This is a genomic window from Cedecea neteri (assembly GCF_000758305.1).
Lineage (GTDB): Bacteria > Pseudomonadota > Gammaproteobacteria > Enterobacterales > Enterobacteriaceae > Cedecea > Cedecea neteri_C.
The window spans coordinates 1,093,747-1,115,614 of the sequence record NZ_CP009458.1 but is presented as its reverse complement, the minus strand read 5'-3'; the positions used below and the strand labels follow the sequence as shown (position 1 = coordinate 1,115,614).

Here is a 21,868-nt window from a genome sequence, read left to right as displayed (position 1 = left end):
AAAGAAGTGTGATCAACATCGAAACGTTTCGCTAATAAATGCAAAACGGTACCCAGGTACCGTTTTTTAGTCTTTGCGCCCTCTCCTTGTGGGAGAGGGTCGGGGTGAGGGCATCAGCATGCACCAATCAAAAAAATTGCCCGGTAAGCAGCTGCCACCGGGCAATATCAGAGGGGTTAAATCTCGACCTGGGTACCCAGTTCGATAACCCTGTTCGGCGGGATCTCAAACTGGTCAGGCGCGCGCAGAGCATTTCGCTGCAGGGCAAGGAATAGCTTGCCGCGCAGGCGGAGATACCACGGGCGCTTGCCGATAATCAGCGACTCATGCGACATGAAGAACGAGGTTTCCATCATCCGGCAGCTCAGGCCTTCCAGACCACAGCGGTGGAAAATCTCTTCCACATTCGGCGTTTCACGCCAGCCGTAGCTGGCCACCACGCGCCAGAAGGTGGGCGACAGCTGCTCAATAGAAACGCGCTTAACGTTATGAACGTACGGAGCATCTTCAGTGCGCAGCGTCAGCAGAACGACTCGCTCGTGCAGCACTTTGTTGTGCTTGAGGTTATGCAGCATGGCAAACGGGATCACGTTCAACGCGCGGGACATATAAACCGCGGTGCCCGGCACGCGAACCGGCGGAGACTTCTCAAGGGACGCAATCATCGCTTCCAGCGAGTTACCGTGCTCGTGCATACGGCGCAGCAGGCGGAAACGCTCGCTCTTCCACGTCGTCATGATAGTAAACATGACGAGGCCGAGCGTGAGCGGCAGCCAACCGCCAGAGACGATTTTCTCGAGGTTAGCGGAGAATAGCGGCACGTCGATAAACAAGAAGCCCACGCACATCAGGAGCACGGCAATTTTATTCCAGTGCCAGTTTTTGCGCGCGACGGTACAGCAGAGAATCGAGGTCAGCACCATCGTGCCGGTTACGGCGATGCCGTATGCCGCCGCCAGGTTGCTTGAATGTTCGAAGCTAACGATGACGATCACCACGGCGATATACAGAATCCAGTTAATCGCTGGAATGTAAATCTGCCCGGACTCCATTTCCGAGGTATGGATGATGCGCATTGGCGAGAGATAACCCAGGCGAACCGCCTGACGCGTCAGCGAGAATACGCCGGAAATAACGGCCTGAGAGGCAATCACCGTTGCCAGCGTCGCCAGGACCAATAGCGGGATCAGCGCCCAGTCTGGTGCCAGCAAGAAGAACGGGTTTTTAATCGCTTCCGGGTTCTTTAACAGCAGAGCGCCCTGACCAAAATAGTTAAGGACTAATGAAGGCAGAACCGCGATAAACCATGCAATGCGAATCGGGAGCTTACCAAAGTGCCCCATATCGGCATACAGCGCCTCAACGCCGGTGATTGCCAGCACAACCGCCCCGAGAGCAACGAACGACACGGCTTTGTACTGCACGAAGAAATTCACCGCCCAGGCCGGGTTAAGTGCCTGCAGAACTTCTGGGTTGCCGATAATACTGCGTGCGCCCAAAACGGCGAGCGTCAGGAACCACAGCAGCATAACTGGCGCGAACAGCTTGCCCACGATGCCGGTGCCGTGCTTCTGAATCATAAACAGCAGCGTCAGAACAATAATAGAAAGGGGAACAATGTACTGATCGAGCTGCGGCGCGGCTATCTCAAGGCCCTCTATGGCCGACATCACCGATATCGCCGGCGTGATAACCACCTCGCCGTAGAAGAAACTGCCGCCAATCAACCCCATGATCACCAGGACAGAGGTCATTCGCGCCGTCGTATTACGTCCGGCAAGCGACATTAGCGTTAAGATCCCGCCTTCCCCGGCGTTATCCGCCCGCATCACGAAGGTGAGATATTTGATGGAGACGACCAGAACCAACAGCCAAAAAATTAACGACAAAAAGCCAAACACGGCGTCGCGTTCAACGCCAAACCCAAACTGCCCGGACAGGCATTCACGAAGGGTATAAAGCGGGCTGGTACCAATATCACCGTACACAACCCCGATAGCAGCCAGCGTAACGGCCGGCAACGATTGTTTATTATCAGCGCTCATAGACTAATCTTTTGTTGGAATCCCGAAAACGTGTGCTTAGTCCCTTGGCCCACAAAACGGCGCACAGTATGCACGATAATTGTGTAAATCGTACTCCTAAATGCATTTGACTTATCTCAGCTCAAACGTTGCATGCGGCATAATCAGCACATTAACTGGCTAAAAATAAACGCTATACTCGCGTTTCTCCACAGGGTTAACCGCGTAAGGATGCAAAGCTAATTATGGCTCAATCACATTTGCTGGCTGAAAGAATTTCTCGTCTCAGCCAGGCGCTGGAAAAGGGACTTTTTGAACGTCAGCACGCCGTTCGTCTCTGTTTGCTAGCGGCGCTGAGCGGCGAAAGCGTCTTTTTACTTGGCCCGCCAGGCATTGCAAAAAGCCTGATAGCCCGCCGCCTTAAATTCGCCTTTCGCGAAGCACGCGCCTTTGAATATCTAATGACTCGCTTCTCAACGCCAGAAGAAGTTTTTGGTCCGCTTTCTATTCAGGCGCTGAAAGATGAAGGCCGCTATGAACGCCTGACCGCCGGCTATCTGCCGGAAGCCGAAATCGTATTTCTGGATGAGATCTGGAAAGCCGGCCCGGCAATTTTAAACACCCTGCTGACCGCCATTAACGAACGCCGCTTCCGCAACGGCGCCAGTGAAGACAAAATCCCTATGCGCCTGCTGGTGGCCGCCTCTAACGAATTACCCGAAGCGGACAGCAGCCTGGAAGCTCTGTATGACCGTATGCTGATCCGCCTGTGGCTCGACAAAGTGCAGGACAAAGCGAATTTCCGCTCAATGCTCATCAGCCAGCACGATGAAAACTTCAATCCGGTCACCGAAAACCTGCAGGTTACCGATGAAGAATATTTCGCCTGGCAGCAGCAAATTGGCGGCGTTGCGCTGCCGGACGACGTTTTTGAACTGATCTTCACCCTGAGGCAGCTTCTTGAGGCAACACCGGGGGCGCCTTATGTTTCCGACCGCCGCTGGAAAAAAGCCATTCGCCTACTGCAGGCCAGCGCCTTCTTTAACGGCCGCGATGCCGTGGCGCCTATCGATCTTATCCTGCTCAAAGACTGCCTGTGGCACGACACAGCGACCATGAATTTGATGCAGCAGCAGATTGAAGTTTTGATGACCGGACACGCGTGGCAGCAGCAGGCCATTCTGAGCAAACTCAGCGCCATCGTACAGCGCCGCCTTCAGCTTCAGCAGCAAAGCAGCGATCGGGATGCTTTTACCGTGCTCAAGCAGACCGGCATGTTCAGCCGCAAGCCGCAGTACCAGCTCCCGGATGAGATAACCGGCGAGACGCTGACGCTTTTACTGCAAAAGCCGCTGAAGCTGCACGATATCGAAGTGATTCATATCACTCTGGCACGTGAGGCGCTGGCGCAGTGGCTTAATAAAGGAGGCGAGATCCGCGGTAAGCTGAACGGCATTGGCTTTGCGCAGTTGCTTAACCTTGAAGTGGACAACAGCCTGCATCTGACCATTCGCGACGTCAGCCTTCAGGCCACACGACTGGCGCTACCGGGCCACCAGCAGCAGGGCGTGCCTGATGAGATCAAAAAGCAGTTTGACGATCTCGACGCCGCGCTGCACCAGCAGCACGAGCGCTTTAACGATCAGCAAAAATGCCTGTTTATTGAAAGCGACTGGCTGGGAAAAATTGAAGCCAGCCTGCAGGACGTCGCGGCGCAGCTGAAACAGGCCCGGCAATGATAAGCGTTGAAACGCTGGATATGATCCTGGCTATTGGTGAAGGCGAACTAATAGAAGAGATTATTATTACTCTGCTGGCTGCCCCGCAGCTGGCGGTGTTTTTCGAAAAATTCCCGCGTTTAAAAAAAGCCGTTAGTGAAGACTTACCTCGCTGGCGAGACCAGCTCAAAGGCCGCCTGAAGGACGGGCACGTCCCGGATGAGCTGGCGCAGGAAGTCCTGTGCTACCAGCAGAGCCAGCTACTCACCACCGGGCAGCTCATCATGCGGCTGCCGGAAATTATTCAACTGCTACATAAGCTAGGCTCACCGTTCTATGAACAGGCCAAAACGCTGGTGGCCGATAACCCGCACTTCACCCCAGCGCAGCATACGCTGTTTCTGCAGCGCTGGCGCTTGAGCCTGGTTGTACAGGCCACATCGCTTAACCAACAGCTGTTAGAAGACGAGCGCGACAAGCTGCTGGCGGAGATTCAGGAGCGGCTGGCGCTAAGCGGGCAACTGGATCCGGCTCTTGCCGAAAACGACAAAGCGGCCGGTAAACTGTGGGACATGAGCGGCGGCACGCTTAAGCGCGGGGACTATCAGCTGATTGTGCAATACGGCGAGTTTCTTACCGGCCAGCCTGAGCTGATGCAGCTTGCCGAACAACTGGGCCGCTCCCGCGAGGCAAAATCCGTCCCACGGAAAGACTCCCCCACGGAGCCCTGGCGTATGCTGGTTCGGGAACCTGCCACCGTGCCCGAACAGGTGGACGGCCTGCAGCGCAGCGACGATATCCTGCGGCTGCTGCCGCCTGAGCTGGCAACCCTGGGGATTACCGAGCTGGAATTTGAGTTCTACCGCCGCCTGGTGGAGAAGCAACTGCTCACTTACCGTCTGCACGGTGACGCATGGCGTGAAAAAGTCATCGAACGTCCAGTCGCTCATCAGGACTTTGACGAACAGCCTCGCGGGCCATTTATTGTCTGCGTGGACACTTCCGGCTCCATGGGCGGGTTCAACGAGCAATGCGCCAAAGCTTTTTGCCTAGCACTGATGCGCATTGCCCTCGCCGACAACCGGCGCTGCTTCATTATGCTGTTTTCCAGCGAAGTCGTGCGCTATGAGGTTAGCGGGCGGGACGGTATCGATCAGGCAATCCGTTTTTTAAGCCAGCACTTCAGCGGCGGGACGGATCTTGCCAGCTGCTTCCGCTCGATCCTGGAAAAAATGCAAACCGGGGACTGGCACGATGCCGATGCGGTGGTGATCTCAGATTTTATTGCTCAACGGCTGCCGGACGATGTCGTCAGTAGCGTGAAGGCGCTGCAGCGGCAATATCAGAACCGCTTTCACGCGGTCTCCATGTCGGGGCACGGAAAGCCCGGCATCATGCGCATCTTTGACCATATCTGGCGCTTTGACACCGGGATGAGAAGCCGCCTGCTGCGTCGCTGGCGGCGTTAAAGCTTACAGCAGGTCACTAACCTTGGCCTGTACTTCTGGCGACCAGACGCCGCACTGAACCTGGCCGATATGCGGCAGCTGAAGCAACAGCATCGTCAGGCGGGACTGGCCGATACCGCCACCGATGGTTTGCGGCATCTCACCTTTCACCAGCGACTGGTGCCATTCGAGCTGCAGCCTGTCTTCATCACCGGTGATCGTCAGTTGACGTTTCAGGGTTTCCGCATCCACGCGGATCCCCATAGAAGAAAGCTCCAGAGCATCTTCCAGCACAGGGTTCCAGACGAGTATATCGCCGTTCAGCCCCGGTAAGCCTGCTTCTCCGCCCGTTGACCAGTCATCATAATCCGGGGCACGAACGTCGTGACGTTTCCCGTCCGACAGCTTGCCCCCGATACCGATTAAGAAAACAGCACCAAGCTCTTTAGCGATAGCCCGCTCGCGGTCTTTCGCGTCCAGACCAGGGAAACGCTCCAACAGTGTTTCGCTGTGAACAAAATGGATTTTCTCCGGCAGCAAGGCGGCCAGGCCGAACCTCTCACTCACTTCAGCCTCGGTCGCTTTAATTGCCGCCCAGATGCTCTCTACGGTTTGTTTTAGCGTGCCGGTGTGGCGTTCGCCGTCACCCATCACGCGTTCCCAGTCCCACTGATCGACATAGACCGAGTGAATTGGGGATAAACGGTCTTCGTCGGGACGAAGGGCTTTCATGTGCGTGTAAAGCCCTTCGCCCGCGCTGAAGTCGTGCTGGCCTAGCGTTTTTCTTTTCCATTTGGCCAGCGAATGCACCACTTCAAACTGCGCCTGCGGCAAGGTTTTCACCTTCACCTGCACTGCTTTCTCGCTGCCAGAAAGATTGTCCTGTGTGCCATCTCCTACACGGCTGAGGATCGGTGCCTGTACTTCTATCAGGCCCAGCTTCTCTTCCAGCTGACGGGAAAAATGGGTTTTCACAAAACTGATCTGACGTTGTTTAGCAATCCAGGCGGTTTTCATGGCTTTTCTCTTTGTTGTGTTGTTTCTGCCATCGATTAAGCAACAGAAACGTCATCGTATTCAATAATCAACAATAAAAAAGGCCAGCCTCTTTTTAATTGACGAATTTAAGGCTATAAAAAATGGAAAATCGGCATTTATCATAGGAAAAAATGATGGATAATTATCAGATCGACAATCTCGATCGCGGCATACTCGAAGCATTAATGGCCAATGCCCGTACCGCCTATGCAGAGCTGGCCAAGCAGTTTGGCGTCAGCCCGGGCACCATTCACGTTCGCGTCGAAAAGATGAAGCAGGCAGGGATCATTACCGGGGCGCGCATCGACATCAGCCCAAAGCAGCTCGGCTATGACGTCTGCTGCTTTATCGGCATTATTCTGAAAAGCGCCAAGGACTATCCTTCCGCTCTCACCAAGTTGGAGAACCTGGATGAGGTGACCGAGGCTTACTACACCACCGGTCACTACAGCATCTTTATTAAGGTGATGTGTCGATCCATTGATGCCCTCCAGCAGGTACTTATCAACAAGATCCAAACAATCGATGAAATTCAGTCCACTGAAACGCTGATCTCGCTCCAGAACCCGATCATGCGTACTATCCGGCCCTGATCGTTAATTTTAATACCCATATTATCCACAGGTAGATCCCCGCTCTTTCACAGCGTACAATACGCGACGATTTGAAAAGGCGGGACACAATGGCTGATATCACTCTGATTAGCGGCAGTACTCTGGGTAGTGCCGAATATGTAGCAGAACATCTGGCAGAGAAGCTTGAAGAAGCGGGACACGGCACTGAAATGCTGCACGGCCCTCTTTTAGAAGATCTGAAAACCAGCGGTATCTGGCTGGTGGTCTCTTCCACGCACGGTGCTGGCGATCTGCCGGACAACCTGCAGCCTTTCTATGACGCTATAAATGAACAGCGCCCGGATCTGAGCGGCGTAAGCTATGGCGCGATCGGGATCGGCAGCCGTGAATACGACACGTTTTGCGGTGCTATAGAGAAGATCGACCTGCTTCTGACCGAATGTGGAGCGACCCGCATAGGATCCTTACTCAAAATCAACATCCTCGATCACGACATTCCTGAGGATCCAGCCGAAATTTGGGTAGGCTCCTGGATTAATTTACTCCCTGAAGTGTAAAGATTGCGCGATCAGATGTGGATAACTCTGGTTAAAAGCTTGGATTAACCCGTAGTTATCCAAATAACAACTGCTGTTCACTTTTTGAGTTGTGCATAAACCTCAATTCTGATCCCAGCTTATACGGTCTGGGATCACCGGTAGTACACAGCAAACGATCCTTTCCAGGTTGTTGATCCTAAAATGGATAAATGGCTTATCCACAGAGGTGGTCGATCCTAATAAGAGATCACAATAAAGAGATCTTTAAATAAAAAAGATCTTCTTTTAATAACCGAAGATCCCGATGCTTTCTCGAAAGACTAAAGTTGAGTAGAATCCCCAGCCCGGGAAGTCACAAACCCTCATTCGCGAAACCGAGGCAGTTACCATGTTTTATCCAGATCCTTTTGACGTCATTATCATCGGCGGGGGTCATGCAGGCACAGAGGCGGCAATGGCCGCAGCTCGTATGGGTCAGCAGACCCTGCTTCTGACACACAATATCGACACGCTGGGACAGATGTCCTGTAACCCGGCGATTGGCGGTATTGGCAAGGGACATTTGGTTAAGGAAGTGGATGCCCTCGGTGGCTTAATGGCAACCGCGATCGATCATGCAGGCATTCAGTTTAGAATACTAAACGCCAGCAAAGGCCCGGCAGTCCGCGCCACTCGTGCTCAGGCAGACCGTGTGCTTTATCGTCAGGCCGTACGCACCGCGCTGGAGAACCAGCCCAACCTGATGATTTTCCAGCAGGCGGTTGAAGATCTTATTGTTGAGAACGATCGTGTCGTCGGCGCAGTCACCCAGATGGGGCTTAAATTCCGCGCGAAAGCCGTTGTGCTGACGGTAGGCACCTTCCTGGATGGCAAGATCCACATCGGGCTGGATAACTACAGCGGCGGTCGTGCTGGCGATCCTCCTTCGATCCCGCTTTCACGTCGCTTGCGTGAACTGCCTCTGCGTGTCAGTCGCCTGAAAACGGGGACACCTCCACGCATTGACGCCCGCACCATTGATTTCAGCGTACTTGCTCCGCAACACGGAGATAATCCGATGCCGGTCTTCTCCTTCATGGGGAACGTGAACCAGCACCCAGAGCAGGTACCTTGCTACATCACGCATACCAATGAGCAGACGCACGAGGTCATTCGTAATAACCTCGACCGTAGCCCAATGTATGCCGGCATTATCGAAGGCATTGGCCCTCGCTACTGCCCGTCTATCGAAGACAAAGTGATGCGTTTTGCCGATCGCAATGCGCACCAAATCTTCCTGGAGCCTGAAGGGCTGACCAGCAACGAGATTTACCCGAACGGGATCTCCACCAGCCTGCCATTCGATGTTCAGATGCAGATCGTCCGCTCAATGAAGGGGATGGAGAACGCGAAGATCGTTCGTCCTGGCTACGCGATTGAGTATGACTTCTTCGATCCGCGCGATCTGAAGCCAACGCTGGAAAGCAAATTTATCCAGGGTCTGTTCTTTGCAGGCCAGATCAACGGTACCACCGGTTACGAGGAAGCCGCAGCTCAGGGCCTGCTTGCAGGTCTTAACGCCGCTCGATTCTCTGCCGAGAAAGAAGGTTGGGCACCGCGTCGCGATCAGGCTTACCTTGGCGTGCTGGTTGATGACCTGTGCACTCTGGGGACCAAAGAACCATATCGTATGTTTACTTCCAGAGCTGAATATCGCCTGATGCTGCGTGAAGACAACGCCGATCTGCGTCTCACCGAAGCTGGTCGCGAGCTGGGTCTGGTGGATGATGCTCGCTGGGCTCGCTTCAACGACAAACTTGAAATGATCGAACGCGAGCGTCAGCGCCTGAAAGACATCTGGCTGCATCCGCATTCTGAGCAGGTGGCTGAGGTGAACGCGCAGCTCAGCGCGCCGCTTTCCAAAGAAGCTAACGGCGAAGATCTGCTGCGTCGTCCAGAAATGACCTACGCTGCGATGACACAGCTGTCGACCTTTGCCCCTGGTCTGGAAGATCCTCAGGCTGCCGAGCAGGTCGAAATCCAGGTTAAATACGAAGGCTACATCGCACGCCAGCAGGATGAGATTGAAAAACAGCAGCGCAATGAGAATACTGTGCTGCCAGCCACGCTCGACTATAGTCAGGTGAGCGGGCTGTCTAACGAAGTGATCGCTAAGCTTAACGATCACAAACCGGTTTCCATTGGCCAGGCATCGCGCATCTCGGGTATTACCCCTGCGGCAATCTCTATTTTACTTGTCTGGCTTAAAAAACAAGGGCTGCTGCGACGCAGCGCTTAAAACGGACGACAACAGGCCAGGCAATCCTGGCCTCTTTTTTTGATGGGTTTACGACGTGCTGACTAAATTATCTCGCCTGCTGAAAGATGCCGGCATCACCCTGCCAGAACATCAACAACAGCAGCTGGTGGGCTATGTCTCGCTGCTAGACAAATGGAACAAAGCATACAACCTGACTTCGGTGCGTAATCCTGATGAAATGCTGGTGCGGCATATTCTCGACAGCATTGTGGTCGAACCGCATTTGCAGGGAAGCCGTTTCATCGATGTCGGCACTGGCCCTGGCTTGCCAGGCATTCCGCTGGCAATCGTGCGTCCTGATTCACATTTCACTCTGCTGGACAGCCTCGGCAAGCGTGTGCGGTTCCTGCGGCAAGTCCAGCATGAGCTGAAGCTGGAAAACATTACTCCGGTACAGAGCCGTGTGGAAGATTTCCCGGCGGAGCCACCGTTTGACGGTGTGATCAGCCGGGCATTTGCCTCGTTAAGTGACATGGTGAACTGGTGTCACCATCTGCCTGCCGCGCACGGGAAGTTCTATGCGTTGAAAGGGGTACGTCCGGATGAAGAAATTACCGAGCTACCTGCGGGATTCACTGTGGAAGATATCGTCAAACTCAACGTGCCGAGCCTGGAAGGGGAGAGGCATTTGGTGCTGATTAAGGCAAACAAAACTTAATATTTATCAAAAAACGGCGCGATTGAAATGTTTCACTGAGGTTAAAAAGTGGGAGGGTTACCGATGAAATGCTTGGTTACATTTAACCAATCTTTAACTCAGATTTATCCTGCTTTTAACCTCAAAGGTATTAATTACCAGGGTAATAATTTTATTTGAAAATATCATCCGGCTAAAATTACGCCGAAGAATGGCCGTTTTCGAATGTTAAAAGTTTAACTGGAATGTCAATGAAAGGTTTTTATGGCGTTTCAAGTTGTTTTAAACAGAGTGCGCATTAATCAGCTTAATTATCAATCATATGTAATTTGTGCTTTCTTAGGCTGCAAAATAATGCCTGGCGATAAGATGTTTAATTTGTGATCGTGTGCACGCTTTGTTGTCGGGGATTTCGGCTTATTTGCACTTTTTGAGGAAGCCGATGCGATTCACCAAAAGTCAGAAAATGGCTCTGCGGAAAATTAATTAAACATTTGTTCACCTTTTCGCTACTTATTGTTTGAAATCACTGGGCCGCACCGTATAATTTGCTCGCTTTTTGAGGCTTGACTCAGCGTCGCAAAGACAGTTTTATACGACACGCGACATACCTCATAGGTAGCAGGAGTTAGGAAACGTCATGTCTGTGTCGCTCTTGAGTAAGAACGTAGCCCGCAAGCTTTTGTTCATCCAACTTCTGGCTGTAGTAGCAATTGGACTGCTGTTTTGCCTTAAAGCTCCTTCTTGGGGCGCTTCCGCTCTCGGCGGAGGCCTGGCGGTTTGGCTGCCAAACGTGCTGTTTATGATTTTTGCCTGGCGCCATCAGGCGCATACACCCGCAAAAGGCCGTGTGGCCTGGACATTCGCTATCGGCGAAGTGCTAAAGGTGATTGCGACCTTCATCATTTTAGTGGTGGCGCTGGCGTACTTTAAGGCGGTGGTATTGCCGCTAATAGTGACGTGGGTTTCGGTGCTGGTTGTGCAGATACTCGCACCAGCTGTAATTAACAACAAAGGGTAAGAGGCATCATGTCTGCAGGAGAAATCTCTACACCGCAGGAGTATATAGGTCACCACCTGAATAACCTTCAGTTGGACCTGCGTACTTTCTCGCTGGTGGATCCGCATAACCCCCCGGCTACCTTCTGGACGCTCAACATCGACTCCATGTTCTTCTCAGTATTTCTGGGGCTGGTGTTCCTGGTGTTGTTCCGTAAAGTGGCGAAAACCGCAACCAGCGGCGTCCCGGGTAAATTTCAGACTTTTATTGAGCTGATTATTGGCTTTGTGCATGGCAGCGTGAAAGACATGTACCATGGCAAAAGCAAGGTTATCGCTCCACTTGCCCTGACGATTTTCGTCTGGGTCTTCCTGATGAACTTGATGGATCTGCTGCCTATCGATCTGCTGCCATACATTGGTGAGCACATCTTTGGCCTACCAGCCCTGCGTGTGGTGCCGTCTGCGGACGTGAATATCACCCTCTCTATGGCGCTGGGCGTGTTTATCCTCATTCTGTTCTACAGCATCAAAATGAAAGGCATTGGCGGCTTCACGAAAGAGCTGACGCTGCAGCCGTTCAATCACTGGGCATTTATTCCTGTCAACTTAATCCTTGAAGGGGTAAGCCTGCTGTCCAAACCTGTATCACTGGGTCTGCGACTGTTCGGCAACATGTATGCCGGTGAGCTGATTTTCATTCTGATTGCAGGTCTGTTGCCGTGGTGGTCACAGTGGATTCTGAATGTGCCGTGGGCCATTTTCCACATCCTGATTATTACGCTGCAAGCCTTCATCTTCATGGTTCTGACGATCGTCTATCTGTCGATGGCGTCTGAAGAACATTAATTTACTTACCACTACTGCGTTTAACTGAAACAAACTTGGAGACTGTCATGGAAAACCTGAATATGGATCTGCTGTACATGGCTGCCGCTGTGATGATGGGTCTGGCGGCAATCGGTGCTGCGATCGGTATCGGCATCCTCGGGGGCAAATTCCTGGAAGGCGCTGCACGCCAACCAGATCTGATTCCACTGCTGCGTACTCAGTTCTTTATCGTAATGGGTCTGGTGGATGCAATCCCAATGATCGCTGTTGGTCTGGGTCTGTACGTGATGTTCGCCGTCGCCTAGTGAGCGATGTTTGAGTCATCTAGTAATATCAGAACGTTAACTAACAAAGAGGCATTGTGCTGTGAACATTAACGCAACAATCCTCGGCCAGGCCATCGCGTTTGTCCTGTTTGTTCTGTTCTGCATGAAGTACGTATGGCCGCCATTAATGGCAGCCATCGAGAAGCGTCAGAAAGAAATTGCTGACGGTCTTGCTTCTGCAGAACGTGCTCAAAAGGACCTTGACCTTGCACAGGCCAACGCGACCGACCAGCTGAAAAAAGCCAAAGCGGAAGCTCAGGTGATCATTGAGCAGGCGAACAAACGCCGTGCCCAGATCCTTGATGAAGCGAAAACTGAGGCAGAGCAGGAACGTAATAAAATCGTTGGACAGGCTCAGGCAGAAATCGACGCTGAGCGTAAACGCGCTCGTGAAGAGCTGCGTAAGCAGGTCGCTCTGCTGGCAATTGCCGGTGCCGAGAAGATAATCGAACGTTCCGTAGATGAAGCTGCTAACAGCGACATCGTCGATAAACTGGTCGCTGAACTGTAAGGAGGGAGGGGCTGATGTCTGAATTTGTTACTGTAGCTCGCCCCTACGCCAAAGCAGCTTTTGACTTTGCCGTCGAACACCAGAGCGTAGACCGCTGGCAGAACATGCTGGCGTTTGCTGCCGAGGTAACGAAAAACGAACAAATGGAAGAGCTTCTTTCCGGTGCCCTGGCACCAGAAACGCTCGCAGATTCGTTCATCGCCATTTGCGGCGAGCAGCTGGACGCCAACGGCCAGAACCTGATTAAGGTGATGGCTGATAACGGTCGTTTAAAAGCGCTCCCGGATGTTCTTGAGCAGTTCGCGCATTTGCGCGCGCTGAGTGAAGCGATTGCAGAGGTTCAGGTAACCTCCGCGGCTGAACTGAGCCATGAGCAGCTTGCAAACATTACGACCGCAATGGAAAAACGTCTGTCACGCAAAGTTAAGCTGAATTGCAAAATCGATAAGTCTGTTATGGCGGGCGTTATCATCCAGTCGGGTGATATGGTCATTGATGGTAGCGTACGCGGCCGTCTTGAACGCCTTGCAGACGTCTTGCAGTCTTAAGGGGACTGGAGCATGCAACTGAATTCCACCGAAATCAGCGAACTGATCAAGCAGCGCATTGCTCAGTTCAATGTTGTGAGCGAAGCTCATAACGAAGGTACTATTGTTTCTGTAAGTGACGGTATTATCCGCGTTCACGGCCTGGCCGATTGTATGCAGGGTGAGATGATTTCCCTGCCGGGAAACCGTTACGCTATCGCACTGAACCTGGAGCGCGACTCCGTAGGTGCTGTAGTTATGGGTCCATACGCTGACCTCGCCGAAGGCATGAAGGTTAAGTGTACTGGCCGTATTCTGGAAGTTCCGGTTGGCCGTGGCCTGCTGGGCCGCGTGGTGAACACCCTGGGTGCACCAATCGACGGTAAAGGTCCGGTTGATAACGATGGCTTCTCACCAATCGAAGTTATCGCACCAGGCGTAATCGAACGTCAGTCCGTCGACCAGCCGGTGCAGACCGGTTATAAATCCGTCGATGCGATGATTCCAATCGGCCGTGGCCAGCGTGAGCTGATCATCGGTGACCGTCAGACCGGTAAAACCGCGATGGCAATCGATGCCATCATCAACCAGCGTGACTCCGGCATTAAATGTGTGTACGTGGCCATCGGCCAGAAAGCGTCCACCATTTCTAACGTGGTTCGTAAACTGGAAGAGCACGGCGCACTGTCCAACACCATCGTTGTTGTGGCAACTGCTTCTGAATCCGCTGCACTGCAATACCTGGCACCTTACGCCGGTTGCGCAATGGGCGAATACTTCCGTGACCGCGGTGAAGATGCGCTGATCGTATACGATGACCTGTCTAAACAGGCTGTTGCTTATCGTCAGGTTTCCCTGCTGCTTCGTCGTCCACCAGGTCGTGAAGCCTTCCCGGGCGACGTGTTCTACCTCCACTCCCGTCTGCTGGAGCGCGCATCCCGCGTTAACGCGGAATACGTGGAAGCTTTCACCAAGGGTGAAGTTAAAGGTAAAACCGGCTCCCTGACCGCTCTGCCGATCATCGAAACCCAGGCGGGTGACGTTTCTGCGTTCGTTCCAACCAACGTAATTTCGATTACCGATGGTCAGATCTTCCTGGAAACCAACCTATTTAACTCCGGTATTCGTCCGGCGGTTAACCCAGGTATTTCGGTATCTCGTGTTGGTGGTGCTGCTCAGACCAAGATCATCAAGAAACTGTCCGGTGGTATCCGTACCGCGCTGGCACAGTATCGTGAACTGGCTGCGTTCTCTCAGTTCGCATCCGATCTGGATGAAGCCACCCGTAAACAGCTGAGCCACGGTCAGAAAGTGACCGAGCTGCTGAAACAGAAACAGTATGCCCCAATGTCTGTTGCACAACAGGGCCTGGTGCTGTTCGCGGCTGAACGCGGTTACCTCGAAGACGTGGAACTGGCGAAAATCGGTAGCTTCGAAGCCGCTCTGCTGGCTTACGCTGACCGTGATCACGCTCCGCTGATGCAAGAAATTAACCAGACCGGTGGCTATAACGACGAGATCGAAGGCAAGCTGAAAGGCATCCTCGACTCCTTTAAAGCAACCCAGTCCTGGTAACGTCTGGCGGCTTGCCTTAGGGCAGGCCGCAAGGCATTGAGGAGAAGCTCATGGCCGGCGCAAAAGAGATACGTAGTAAGATCGCAAGCGTCCAGAACACGCAGAAGATCACCAAAGCGATGGAGATGGTCGCCGCTTCCAAAATGCGTAAATCGCAGGATCGCATGGCGGCCAGCCGTCCTTATGCAGATACCATGCGCAAAGTGATTGGTCACCTTGCTAACGGTAATCTGGAATATAAGCACCCATACCTGGAAGAACGCGACGTTAAGCGCGTGGGCTACCTGGTGGTGTCGACCGATCGTGGTTTGTGCGGCGGTTTGAACATTAACCTGTTCAAAAAAGTGCTGGCGGATATGAAAGAGTGGTCCGATAAGGGCGTTCAGAGCGAACTCGCGATGATCGGCTCTAAAGGCGTTTCTTTCTTCAACTCCGTTGGCGGCAACGTGGTTGCTCAGGTTACCGGCATGGGAGACACCCCTTCCCTGTCTGAACTGATTGGCCCGGTGAAAGTGATGCTGCAAGCCTACGACGAAGGTCGTCTGGACAAGCTGTACGTTGTCAGCAACAAATTTGTTAACACCATGTCTCAGGTTCCGACCATCACTCAGCTGCTGCCGTTACCGGCATCAGAAGATGAGGATCTGAAGCGTAAATCCTGGGACTACCTGTACGAACCAGACCCGAAAGCGCTGCTGGACACCCTGCTGCGTCGCTATGTTGAGTCTCAGGTTTATCAGGGCGTCGTAGAAAACCTGGCCAGCGAGCAGGCCGCACGTATGGTGGCGATGAAAGCCGCAACCGATAACGGCGGCAGCCTGATTAAAGAGCTGCGGTTGGTATACAACAAAGCTCGTCAGGCCAGCATTACTCAGGAACTTACCGAAATCGTCGGTGGTGCGTCCGCGGTTTAAACCAGGTTTATTACCCTAAATAGTTCGGTTTGCAGAAAGGCGGCAACTGAGCGAATCCTCAAGAGCTTACTTCAGTAAGTGACTGAGGTGAGGGAAGGCAGTCAACGCATCTGCAAATTGAAATATGACGGGTAAACGAATTACGTAGAGGATTCAAGATGGCTACTGGAAAGATTGTCCAGGTAATCGGCGCCGTGGTGGACGTCGAGTTCCCTCAGGACGGCGTACCGCGCGTTTATGACGCGCTTGAGGTACAGAACAACAATGAGAAGTTGGTGCTGGAAGTTCAGCAGCAGCTCGGCGGCGGTATCGTGCGTACCATCGCAATGGGTTCCTCCGACGGTCTGCGTCGTGGTCTGCAAGTCAATGACCTCGAGCACCCGATCGAAGTCCCGGTAGGTAAAGCGACCCTGGGCCGCATCATGAACGTGCTGGGTCAGCCAATCGACATGAAAGGCGACATCGGCGAAGAAGACCGTTGGGCTATTCACCGTGCGGCACCTTCCTACGAAGAGCTGTCCAGCTCTCAGGAACTGCTGGAAACCGGCATCAAAGTTATCGACCTGATTTGTCCGTTCGCTAAGGGCGGTAAAGTTGGTCTGTTCGGTGGTGCGGGCGTAGGTAAAACCGTAAACATGATGGAGCTGATCCGTAACATCGCGATCGAGCACTCCGGTTATTCCGTGTTTGCGGGCGTGGGTGAGCGTACTCGTGAGGGTAACGACTTCTACCACGAAATGACCGACTCCAACGTTCTGGATAAAGTAGCGCTGGTTTACGGCCAGATGAACGAGCCACCAGGTAACCGTCTGCGCGTAGCGCTGACCGGTCTGACCATCGCGGAAAAATTCCGTGACGAAGGCCGCGACGTTCTGCTGTTCGTTGATAACATCTACCGTTATACCCTGGCCGGTACAGAAGTATCTGCACTGCTGGGTCGTATGCCTTCTGCGGTAGGTTATCAGCCAACTCTGGCAGAAGAGATGGGTGTTCTTCAGGAGCGTATTACCTCCACCAAGACCGGTTCTATCACCTCCGTACAGGCCGTTTACGTTCCTGCGGATGACTTGACTGACCCGTCTCCAGCGACCACCTTTGCGCACCTGGACTCAACCGTTACGCTGAGCCGTCAGATCGCATCTCTGGGTATTTACCCGGCAGTTGACCCGCTGGACTCCACCAGCCGTCAGCTGGATCCACTGGTTGTTGGCCAGGAGCACTACGACACCGCGCGTGGCGTTCAGTCTATCCTGCAGCGTTACCAGGAACTGAAAGACATCATCGCGATTCTGGGTATGGACGAACTGTCCGAAGAAGACAAACTGGTTGTAGCACGTGCGCGTAAGATCCAGCGCTTCTTGTCTCAGCCATTCTTCGTAGCAGAAGTCTTTACCGGTTCTCCAGGCAAATACGTTTCGCTGAAAGACACCATCCGTGGCTTTAAAGGCATCATGGACGGCGAATACGACCATCTGCCAGAGCAGGCGTTCTACATGGTTGGCTCCATCGACGAAGCCGTTGAGAAAGCGAAAAAACTTTAACGCCTAATCGGAGGGTGACATGGCTATGACTTACCACCTGGACGTCGTCAGCGCGGAGCAGCAAATGTTCTCCGGTCTGGTCGAGAAGATCCAGGTAACGGGTAGCGAAGGTGAGCTGGGTATCTACCCTGGCCACGCCCCGCTGCTCACCGCCATTAAGCCTGGTATGATCCGCATCGTTAAGCAGCACGGACATGAAGAGTTTATCTACCTGTCCGGTGGTGTTCTGGAAGTGCAGCCGGGTAACGTAACCGTCCTCGCTGACACCGCGATTCGCGGCCAGGATCTCGACGAAGCGCGTGCCCTGGAAGCGAAACGCAAAGCTGAAGAGCACATGCACAGCTCCCACGGTGACGTGGATTACGCTCAGGCTTCTGCTGAACTGGCTAAAGCGATCGCCAAACTGCGCGTTATCGAGTTAACCAAAAAAGCGATGTAACTACCTGCTTGAAAAGACAAATGCCAGTCCGGGAAACCTGACTGGCATTTTTTTTATTCCTGGCTTTATTCCATGCTCAAAATAACCATAAAACCAGCGAGATAGCGCCTTCTGTGGGGCATACAGACCGTATTTCGGCCTTAATTCCCATGGAATCTGCCGCGATTACTGCTATAAAAGACGCAGATAATCTCAAGGCGGTGAAATTAGCAGCAGCGTATTTTTTGGTGCAAAATATGTAGAATTTTCAAGGCTAAATCGCTTTACTTCACACACTAAACAAATTCAGGACACGTATGTCAAACAGCGCAATGAGCGTGGTCATCCTTGCCGCCGGTAAAGGAACCCGCATGTACTCAGATCTTCCAAAGGTGCTGCACACGCTGGCTGGGAAGCCAATGGTTCAGCATGTCATTGACGCCGCTAATAAATCAGGCGCTCAGCGGGTGAACCTGGTTTATGGCCACGGCGGCGACCTGCTAAAGCAAACCCTGAACGACGACTCGTTAAACTGGGTGCTACAGGCTGAACAGCTGGGAACTGGCCATGCGATGCAGATGGCGGCCCCGTTCTTTGCCGATGACGAAGACATTCTGATGCTGTACGGCGATGTGCCGCTGATCTCCCTTGAGACTTTGCAGCGCCTGCGTGAAGCAAAGCCGCAGGGCGGCATTGGTTTGCTGACCGTGAAGCTTGATGATCCAACCGGCTACGGCCGCATTGCGCGGGAAAATGGCAAGGTCGTTGGCATCGTTGAGCATAAAGACGCCAGTGAAGCGCAGCGCAAAATCAACGAAATCAACACCGGGATTCTGGTGGCTAACGGCGCAGATCTGAAGCGTTGGCTTGGCAAGCTGGATAACAACAACGCTCAGGGCGAGTTTTACATCACGGACATTATTGCCCTTGCTCATGGTGAAGGGCGCGAAATCGCCGCCGTTCACCCTGATCGCTTGAGTGAAGTGGAAGGCGTGAATAACCGTCTGCAGCTTTCTCGCCTGGAACGTGTTTACCAGACGGAGCAGGCCGATAAGCTGCTGCTGGCGGGTGTTATGCTGCGCGATCCGGCTCGGTTCGATCTGCGTGGTGAATTAACACACGGGCGCGATGTTGAAATCGATACTAATGTCATTGTGGAAGGTCGCGTTACGCTGGGTAACCGCGTGAAGATCGGTACCGGCTGCGTGATTAAAAACGCGGTTATCGGTGATGACTGCGAAATCAGTCCGTATACGGTTATTGAAGATGCGACGCTTGAAGCCGCCTGCACCATCGGGCCGTTTGCCCGCCTGCGCCCTGGCGCGGAACTGGCGGAAGGCGCTCATGTCGGCAACTTCGTTGAAATGAAGAAAGCTCGCTTGGGGAAAGGTTCTAAAGCGGGCCATTTGAGCTACCTCGGTGATGCCGAAATTGGAGATAACGTGAACATCGGTGCAGGCACTATTACCTGCAACTACGATGGCGCGAACAAACATAAAACTATTATTGGTGATGATGTGTTTGTTGGCTCTGATACTCAGCTGGTGGCACCGGTCACCGTGGCCAGCGGTGTCACGATTGGCGCCGGGACGACAGTGACGCGCGACATTGCTGAAAATGAACTGGTGATCAGCCGCGTAAAACAGAAACACATTCAGGGCTGGCAGCGTCCGGTGAAGAAAAAGTAATTTCCCCTCACCCTAACCCTCTCCCCAGAGGGAGAGGGGACTGGACTGAGATGGCTTTCCCTTCCTCTCAAAGGGCGAGAAAGCAGAACCAAACATAGATTTTCTCCTTATCCCCAAAGGGGCGAGGGAGCTGAATCAAACATAGATTTCCTCCCTCTCCCTTTCAGGGAGAGGGTTGGGGTGAGGGTCGTTCTTGAAAACGCTCCACCCAAAGGCAGTAACCATAAAAATAACCCCACTCTCTACAAGGCTCGGGGCTCCGGAAAACCGGAATAAACAGGTCAGCGACAACACATGGCTAACGCCATTATCAGGACTTAAAAATTATGTGTGGAATTGTTGGCGCAGTGGCGCAACGTGATATCGCTGAAATCCTTCTTGAAGGACTCCGTCGTCTGGAATACCGCGGGTACGACTCTGCGGGCCTGGCGGTTGTGGACAACAAGGGCAATATGACCCGTCTACGTCGTCTGGGTAAAGTACAGAAACTGGCGGAAGCAGCGGAAGAAACCGCTCTGCATGGCGGTACCGGGATTGCCCATACCCGCTGGGCAACGCACGGCGAACCTTCAGAAACTAATGCTCACCCACATGTCTCCGACCACATTGTGGTCGTACACAACGGCATTATCGAAAACCATGAACCGCTGCGTGAATTGCTGCAATCTCGCGGCTACACGTTTGTCTCCCAGACGGATACCGAAGTTATCGCTCATCTGGTGCACTGGGAGCTGGAACAGGGTGGCACGCTGCGTGATGCTGTCCTTCGCACTATTCCTCAGCTACGCGGCGCTTATGGCACCGTAATCATGGACACCCGTAATCCGGATGTTCTGCTGGCCGCGCGTTCCGGTAGCCCGATGGTTATCGGCCTGGGCATGGGTGAAAACTTTATCGCATCTGACCAACTGGCATTGCTGCCGGTGACCCGTCGCTTCATCTTCCTTGAAGAGGGCGATATCGCCGAAGTAACCCGCCGCGCGGTGACCGTTTTTGATACCAAAGGCGAGCAGGTTCAGCGCCCGGACATCGAATCTAACCTGCAGTATGACGCTGGCGACAAAGGCATTTACCGCCATTACATGCAGAAAGAGATTTACGAGCAGCCGAACGCCATCAAAAACACCCTGGCCGGGCGCATCAGCCACGGCGAAGTGGATCTGACGGAGCTGGGGCCAAAAGCCAATGAAATGCTCTCTCAGGTTGAGCATATTCAAATCGTAGCCTGCGGCACATCCTATAACTCAGGCATGGTGTCCCGCTACTGGTTCGAAGCGCTGGCCGGCGTACCTTGCGATGTCGAAATTGCCTCTGAATTCCGTTACCGCAAATCTGCCGTGCGCCGCAACAGCCTGATGATCACCCTTTCCCAGTCTGGCGAAACGGCGGACACCCTGGCGGCGCTGCGCCTTTCCAAAGAGCTGGGCTATCTTGGTTCGCTGGCGATTTGTAACGTGGCAGGCTCTTCTCTGGTGCGTGAATCCGACCTGGCGCTGATGACCAATGCCGGAACAGAAATCGGCGTGGCGTCAACCAAAGCGTTCACCACTCAGCTCACCGTTTTGCTGATGCTGGTGGCTAAACTGAGCCGCCTGAAAGGCGCTGACGCACAGGTTGAGCAGGATATCGTGCATGGCCTGCAGGCGTTGCCAAGCCGTATCGAGCAGATGCTGTCCCAGGACAAACGCATCGAGCAGTTGGCGGAAGATTTCTCCGACAAGCATCATGCGCTGTTCCTTGGCCGTGGCGATCAGTACCCGATCGCGATGGAAGGTGCGCTGAAGCTGAAAGAGATCTCCTATATTCACGCCGAAGCCTATGCGGCTGGCGAGCTGAAGCACGGCCCGCTGGCGCTGATCGATGCCGATATGCCGGTCATCGTTGTGGCTCCGAACAATGAGCTGTTGGAAAAACTGAAATCCAACATCGAAGAAGTTCGTGCCCGCGGCGGCCAGCTGTATGTCTTCGCCGACCGTGACGCTGGCTTTACCAGCAGCGACAACATGCACATCATCGAGATGCCGCATGTGGAAGAGGTGATTGCGCCTATCTTCTACACCGTCCCGCTGCAGCTGCTGTCCTACCACGTGGCGCTGATCAAAGGCACCGACGTGGACCAGCCGCGTAACCTGGCGAAATCGGTCACTGTTGAGTAATTTTTTGTCACTAATCAGTTGTGATTAGCGGATGGAAAAGCCGCTTCTCGCCAGATCAATAATGCTATAAACGAGGCTAATCCGGTTAACTGGATTAGCCATCG

At 53.3% G+C, this 21,868-nt stretch carries 19 protein-coding genes; 17 read left to right on the top strand and 2 right to left on the bottom strand.

The annotated features are described in order from the left end of the window. Window positions 1–176: 176 nt before the first annotated feature. Complete coding sequence (kup, locus tag LH23_RS05220) at window positions 177–2,045, bottom strand: low affinity potassium transporter Kup (protein ID WP_039289105.1); 1,869 nt, start codon at window positions 2,043–2,045, stop codon at window positions 177–179. A gap of 224 nt (window positions 2,046–2,269) precedes the next feature. Between kup and ravA the strand changes: the two genes are divergently transcribed. Then, the gene (gene ravA, locus LH23_RS05215; protein WP_039289104.1) at window positions 2,270–3,763 is read left to right on the top strand and encodes an ATPase RavA; all 1,494 of its coding nucleotides are present in this window, start codon (window positions 2,270–2,272) and stop codon (window positions 3,761–3,763) included. Further along, complete coding sequence (gene viaA, locus LH23_RS05210) at window positions 3,760–5,211, top strand: ATPase RavA stimulator ViaA (RefSeq protein WP_039289103.1); 1,452 nt, start codon at window positions 3,760–3,762, stop codon at window positions 5,209–5,211. Before ravA ends, viaA begins: the two co-directional genes overlap by 4 nt. 3 nt (window positions 5,212–5,214) lie before the next feature. On the opposite strand, the gene asnA is transcribed toward viaA, so the two are convergent. Further along, the gene (gene asnA / locus LH23_RS05205) at window positions 5,215–6,207 is read right to left on the bottom strand and encodes an aspartate--ammonia ligase (RefSeq protein WP_039289102.1); all 993 of its coding nucleotides are present in this window, start codon (window positions 6,205–6,207) and stop codon (window positions 5,215–5,217) included. Between the two features lie 155 nt (window positions 6,208–6,362). Here asnA and asnC point away from each other — a divergent pair, with 155 nt between their 5' ends. The 15 genes from asnC to glmS all read left to right on the top strand — a co-directional run bounded on the left by asnC (window position 6,363) and on the right by glmS (window position 21,764). Beyond that, a complete protein-coding gene (asnC, locus tag LH23_RS05200; protein ID WP_008457765.1) occupies window positions 6,363–6,821 on the top strand; it encodes a transcriptional regulator AsnC in 459 nt (152 codons plus the stop codon). 89 nt (window positions 6,822–6,910) lie between these two features. Beyond that, on the top strand, window positions 6,911–7,360 hold the full coding sequence (gene mioC / locus LH23_RS05195; protein ID WP_039289101.1) for an FMN-binding protein MioC: 450 nt from the start codon (window positions 6,911–6,913) through the stop codon (window positions 7,358–7,360). A gap of 370 nt (window positions 7,361–7,730) precedes the next feature. Then, the gene (gene mnmG, locus LH23_RS05190) at window positions 7,731–9,620 is read left to right on the top strand and encodes a tRNA uridine-5-carboxymethylaminomethyl(34) synthesis enzyme MnmG (protein WP_039289100.1); all 1,890 of its coding nucleotides are present in this window, start codon (window positions 7,731–7,733) and stop codon (window positions 9,618–9,620) included. 55 nt (window positions 9,621–9,675) lie between these two features. Further along, window positions 9,676–10,299, top strand: a complete 624-nt coding sequence (gene rsmG / locus LH23_RS05185) for a 16S rRNA (guanine(527)-N(7))-methyltransferase RsmG (protein WP_039289099.1) — start codon at window positions 9,676–9,678, stop codon at window positions 10,297–10,299. Window positions 10,300–10,918: 619 nt separating this feature from the next. After that, complete coding sequence (atpI, locus tag LH23_RS05180) at window positions 10,919–11,299, top strand: F0F1 ATP synthase subunit I (RefSeq protein ID WP_039289098.1); 381 nt, start codon at window positions 10,919–10,921, stop codon at window positions 11,297–11,299. Between the two features lie 8 nt (window positions 11,300–11,307). Beyond that, a complete protein-coding gene (gene atpB, locus LH23_RS05175; protein WP_039289097.1) occupies window positions 11,308–12,126 on the top strand; it encodes a F0F1 ATP synthase subunit A in 819 nt (272 codons plus the stop codon). Window positions 12,127–12,173: 47 nt separating this feature from the next. Next, the gene (gene atpE / locus LH23_RS05170; protein ID WP_000429386.1) at window positions 12,174–12,413 is read left to right on the top strand and encodes a F0F1 ATP synthase subunit C; all 240 of its coding nucleotides are present in this window, start codon (window positions 12,174–12,176) and stop codon (window positions 12,411–12,413) included. Window positions 12,414–12,474: 61 nt separating this feature from the next. Next, window positions 12,475–12,945 carry a F0F1 ATP synthase subunit B gene (gene atpF, locus LH23_RS05165; RefSeq protein ID WP_008457751.1) on the top strand — a complete coding sequence of 157 codons (471 nt, stop codon included), beginning with the start codon at window positions 12,475–12,477 and terminating at the stop codon, window positions 12,943–12,945. Window positions 12,946–12,959: 14 nt separating this feature from the next. Continuing rightward, window positions 12,960–13,493, top strand: coding sequence for a F0F1 ATP synthase subunit delta (gene atpH, locus LH23_RS05160; protein WP_039289094.1), 534 nt, complete (start codon window positions 12,960–12,962; stop codon window positions 13,491–13,493). Window positions 13,494–13,505: 12 nt separating this feature from the next. Next, entirely contained in the window at window positions 13,506–15,047 is a 1,542-nt protein-coding gene (gene atpA / locus LH23_RS05155; protein ID WP_008457747.1) for a F0F1 ATP synthase subunit alpha, read from the top strand. Window positions 15,048–15,097: 50 nt separating this feature from the next. After that, on the top strand, window positions 15,098–15,961 hold the full coding sequence (gene atpG / locus LH23_RS05150) for a F0F1 ATP synthase subunit gamma (protein ID WP_008457744.1): 864 nt from the start codon (window positions 15,098–15,100) through the stop codon (window positions 15,959–15,961). Window positions 15,962–16,119: 158 nt separating this feature from the next. Then, window positions 16,120–17,502, top strand: a complete 1,383-nt coding sequence (gene atpD, locus LH23_RS05145; protein ID WP_008457741.1) for a F0F1 ATP synthase subunit beta — start codon at window positions 16,120–16,122, stop codon at window positions 17,500–17,502. 19 nt (window positions 17,503–17,521) lie between these two features. Continuing rightward, window positions 17,522–17,941 carry a F0F1 ATP synthase subunit epsilon gene (locus LH23_RS05140; RefSeq protein ID WP_008457739.1) on the top strand — a complete coding sequence of 140 codons (420 nt, stop codon included), beginning with the start codon at window positions 17,522–17,524 and terminating at the stop codon, window positions 17,939–17,941. A 296-nt stretch (window positions 17,942–18,237) separates the two neighbouring features. Beyond that, a complete protein-coding gene (glmU, locus tag LH23_RS05135; protein ID WP_039289091.1) occupies window positions 18,238–19,608 on the top strand; it encodes a bifunctional UDP-N-acetylglucosamine diphosphorylase/glucosamine-1-phosphate N-acetyltransferase GlmU in 1,371 nt (456 codons plus the stop codon). 326 nt (window positions 19,609–19,934) lie between these two features. Further along, entirely contained in the window at window positions 19,935–21,764 is a 1,830-nt protein-coding gene (gene glmS / locus LH23_RS05130; protein WP_039289089.1) for a glutamine--fructose-6-phosphate transaminase (isomerizing), read from the top strand. Window positions 21,765–21,868 lie beyond the last annotated feature (104 nt).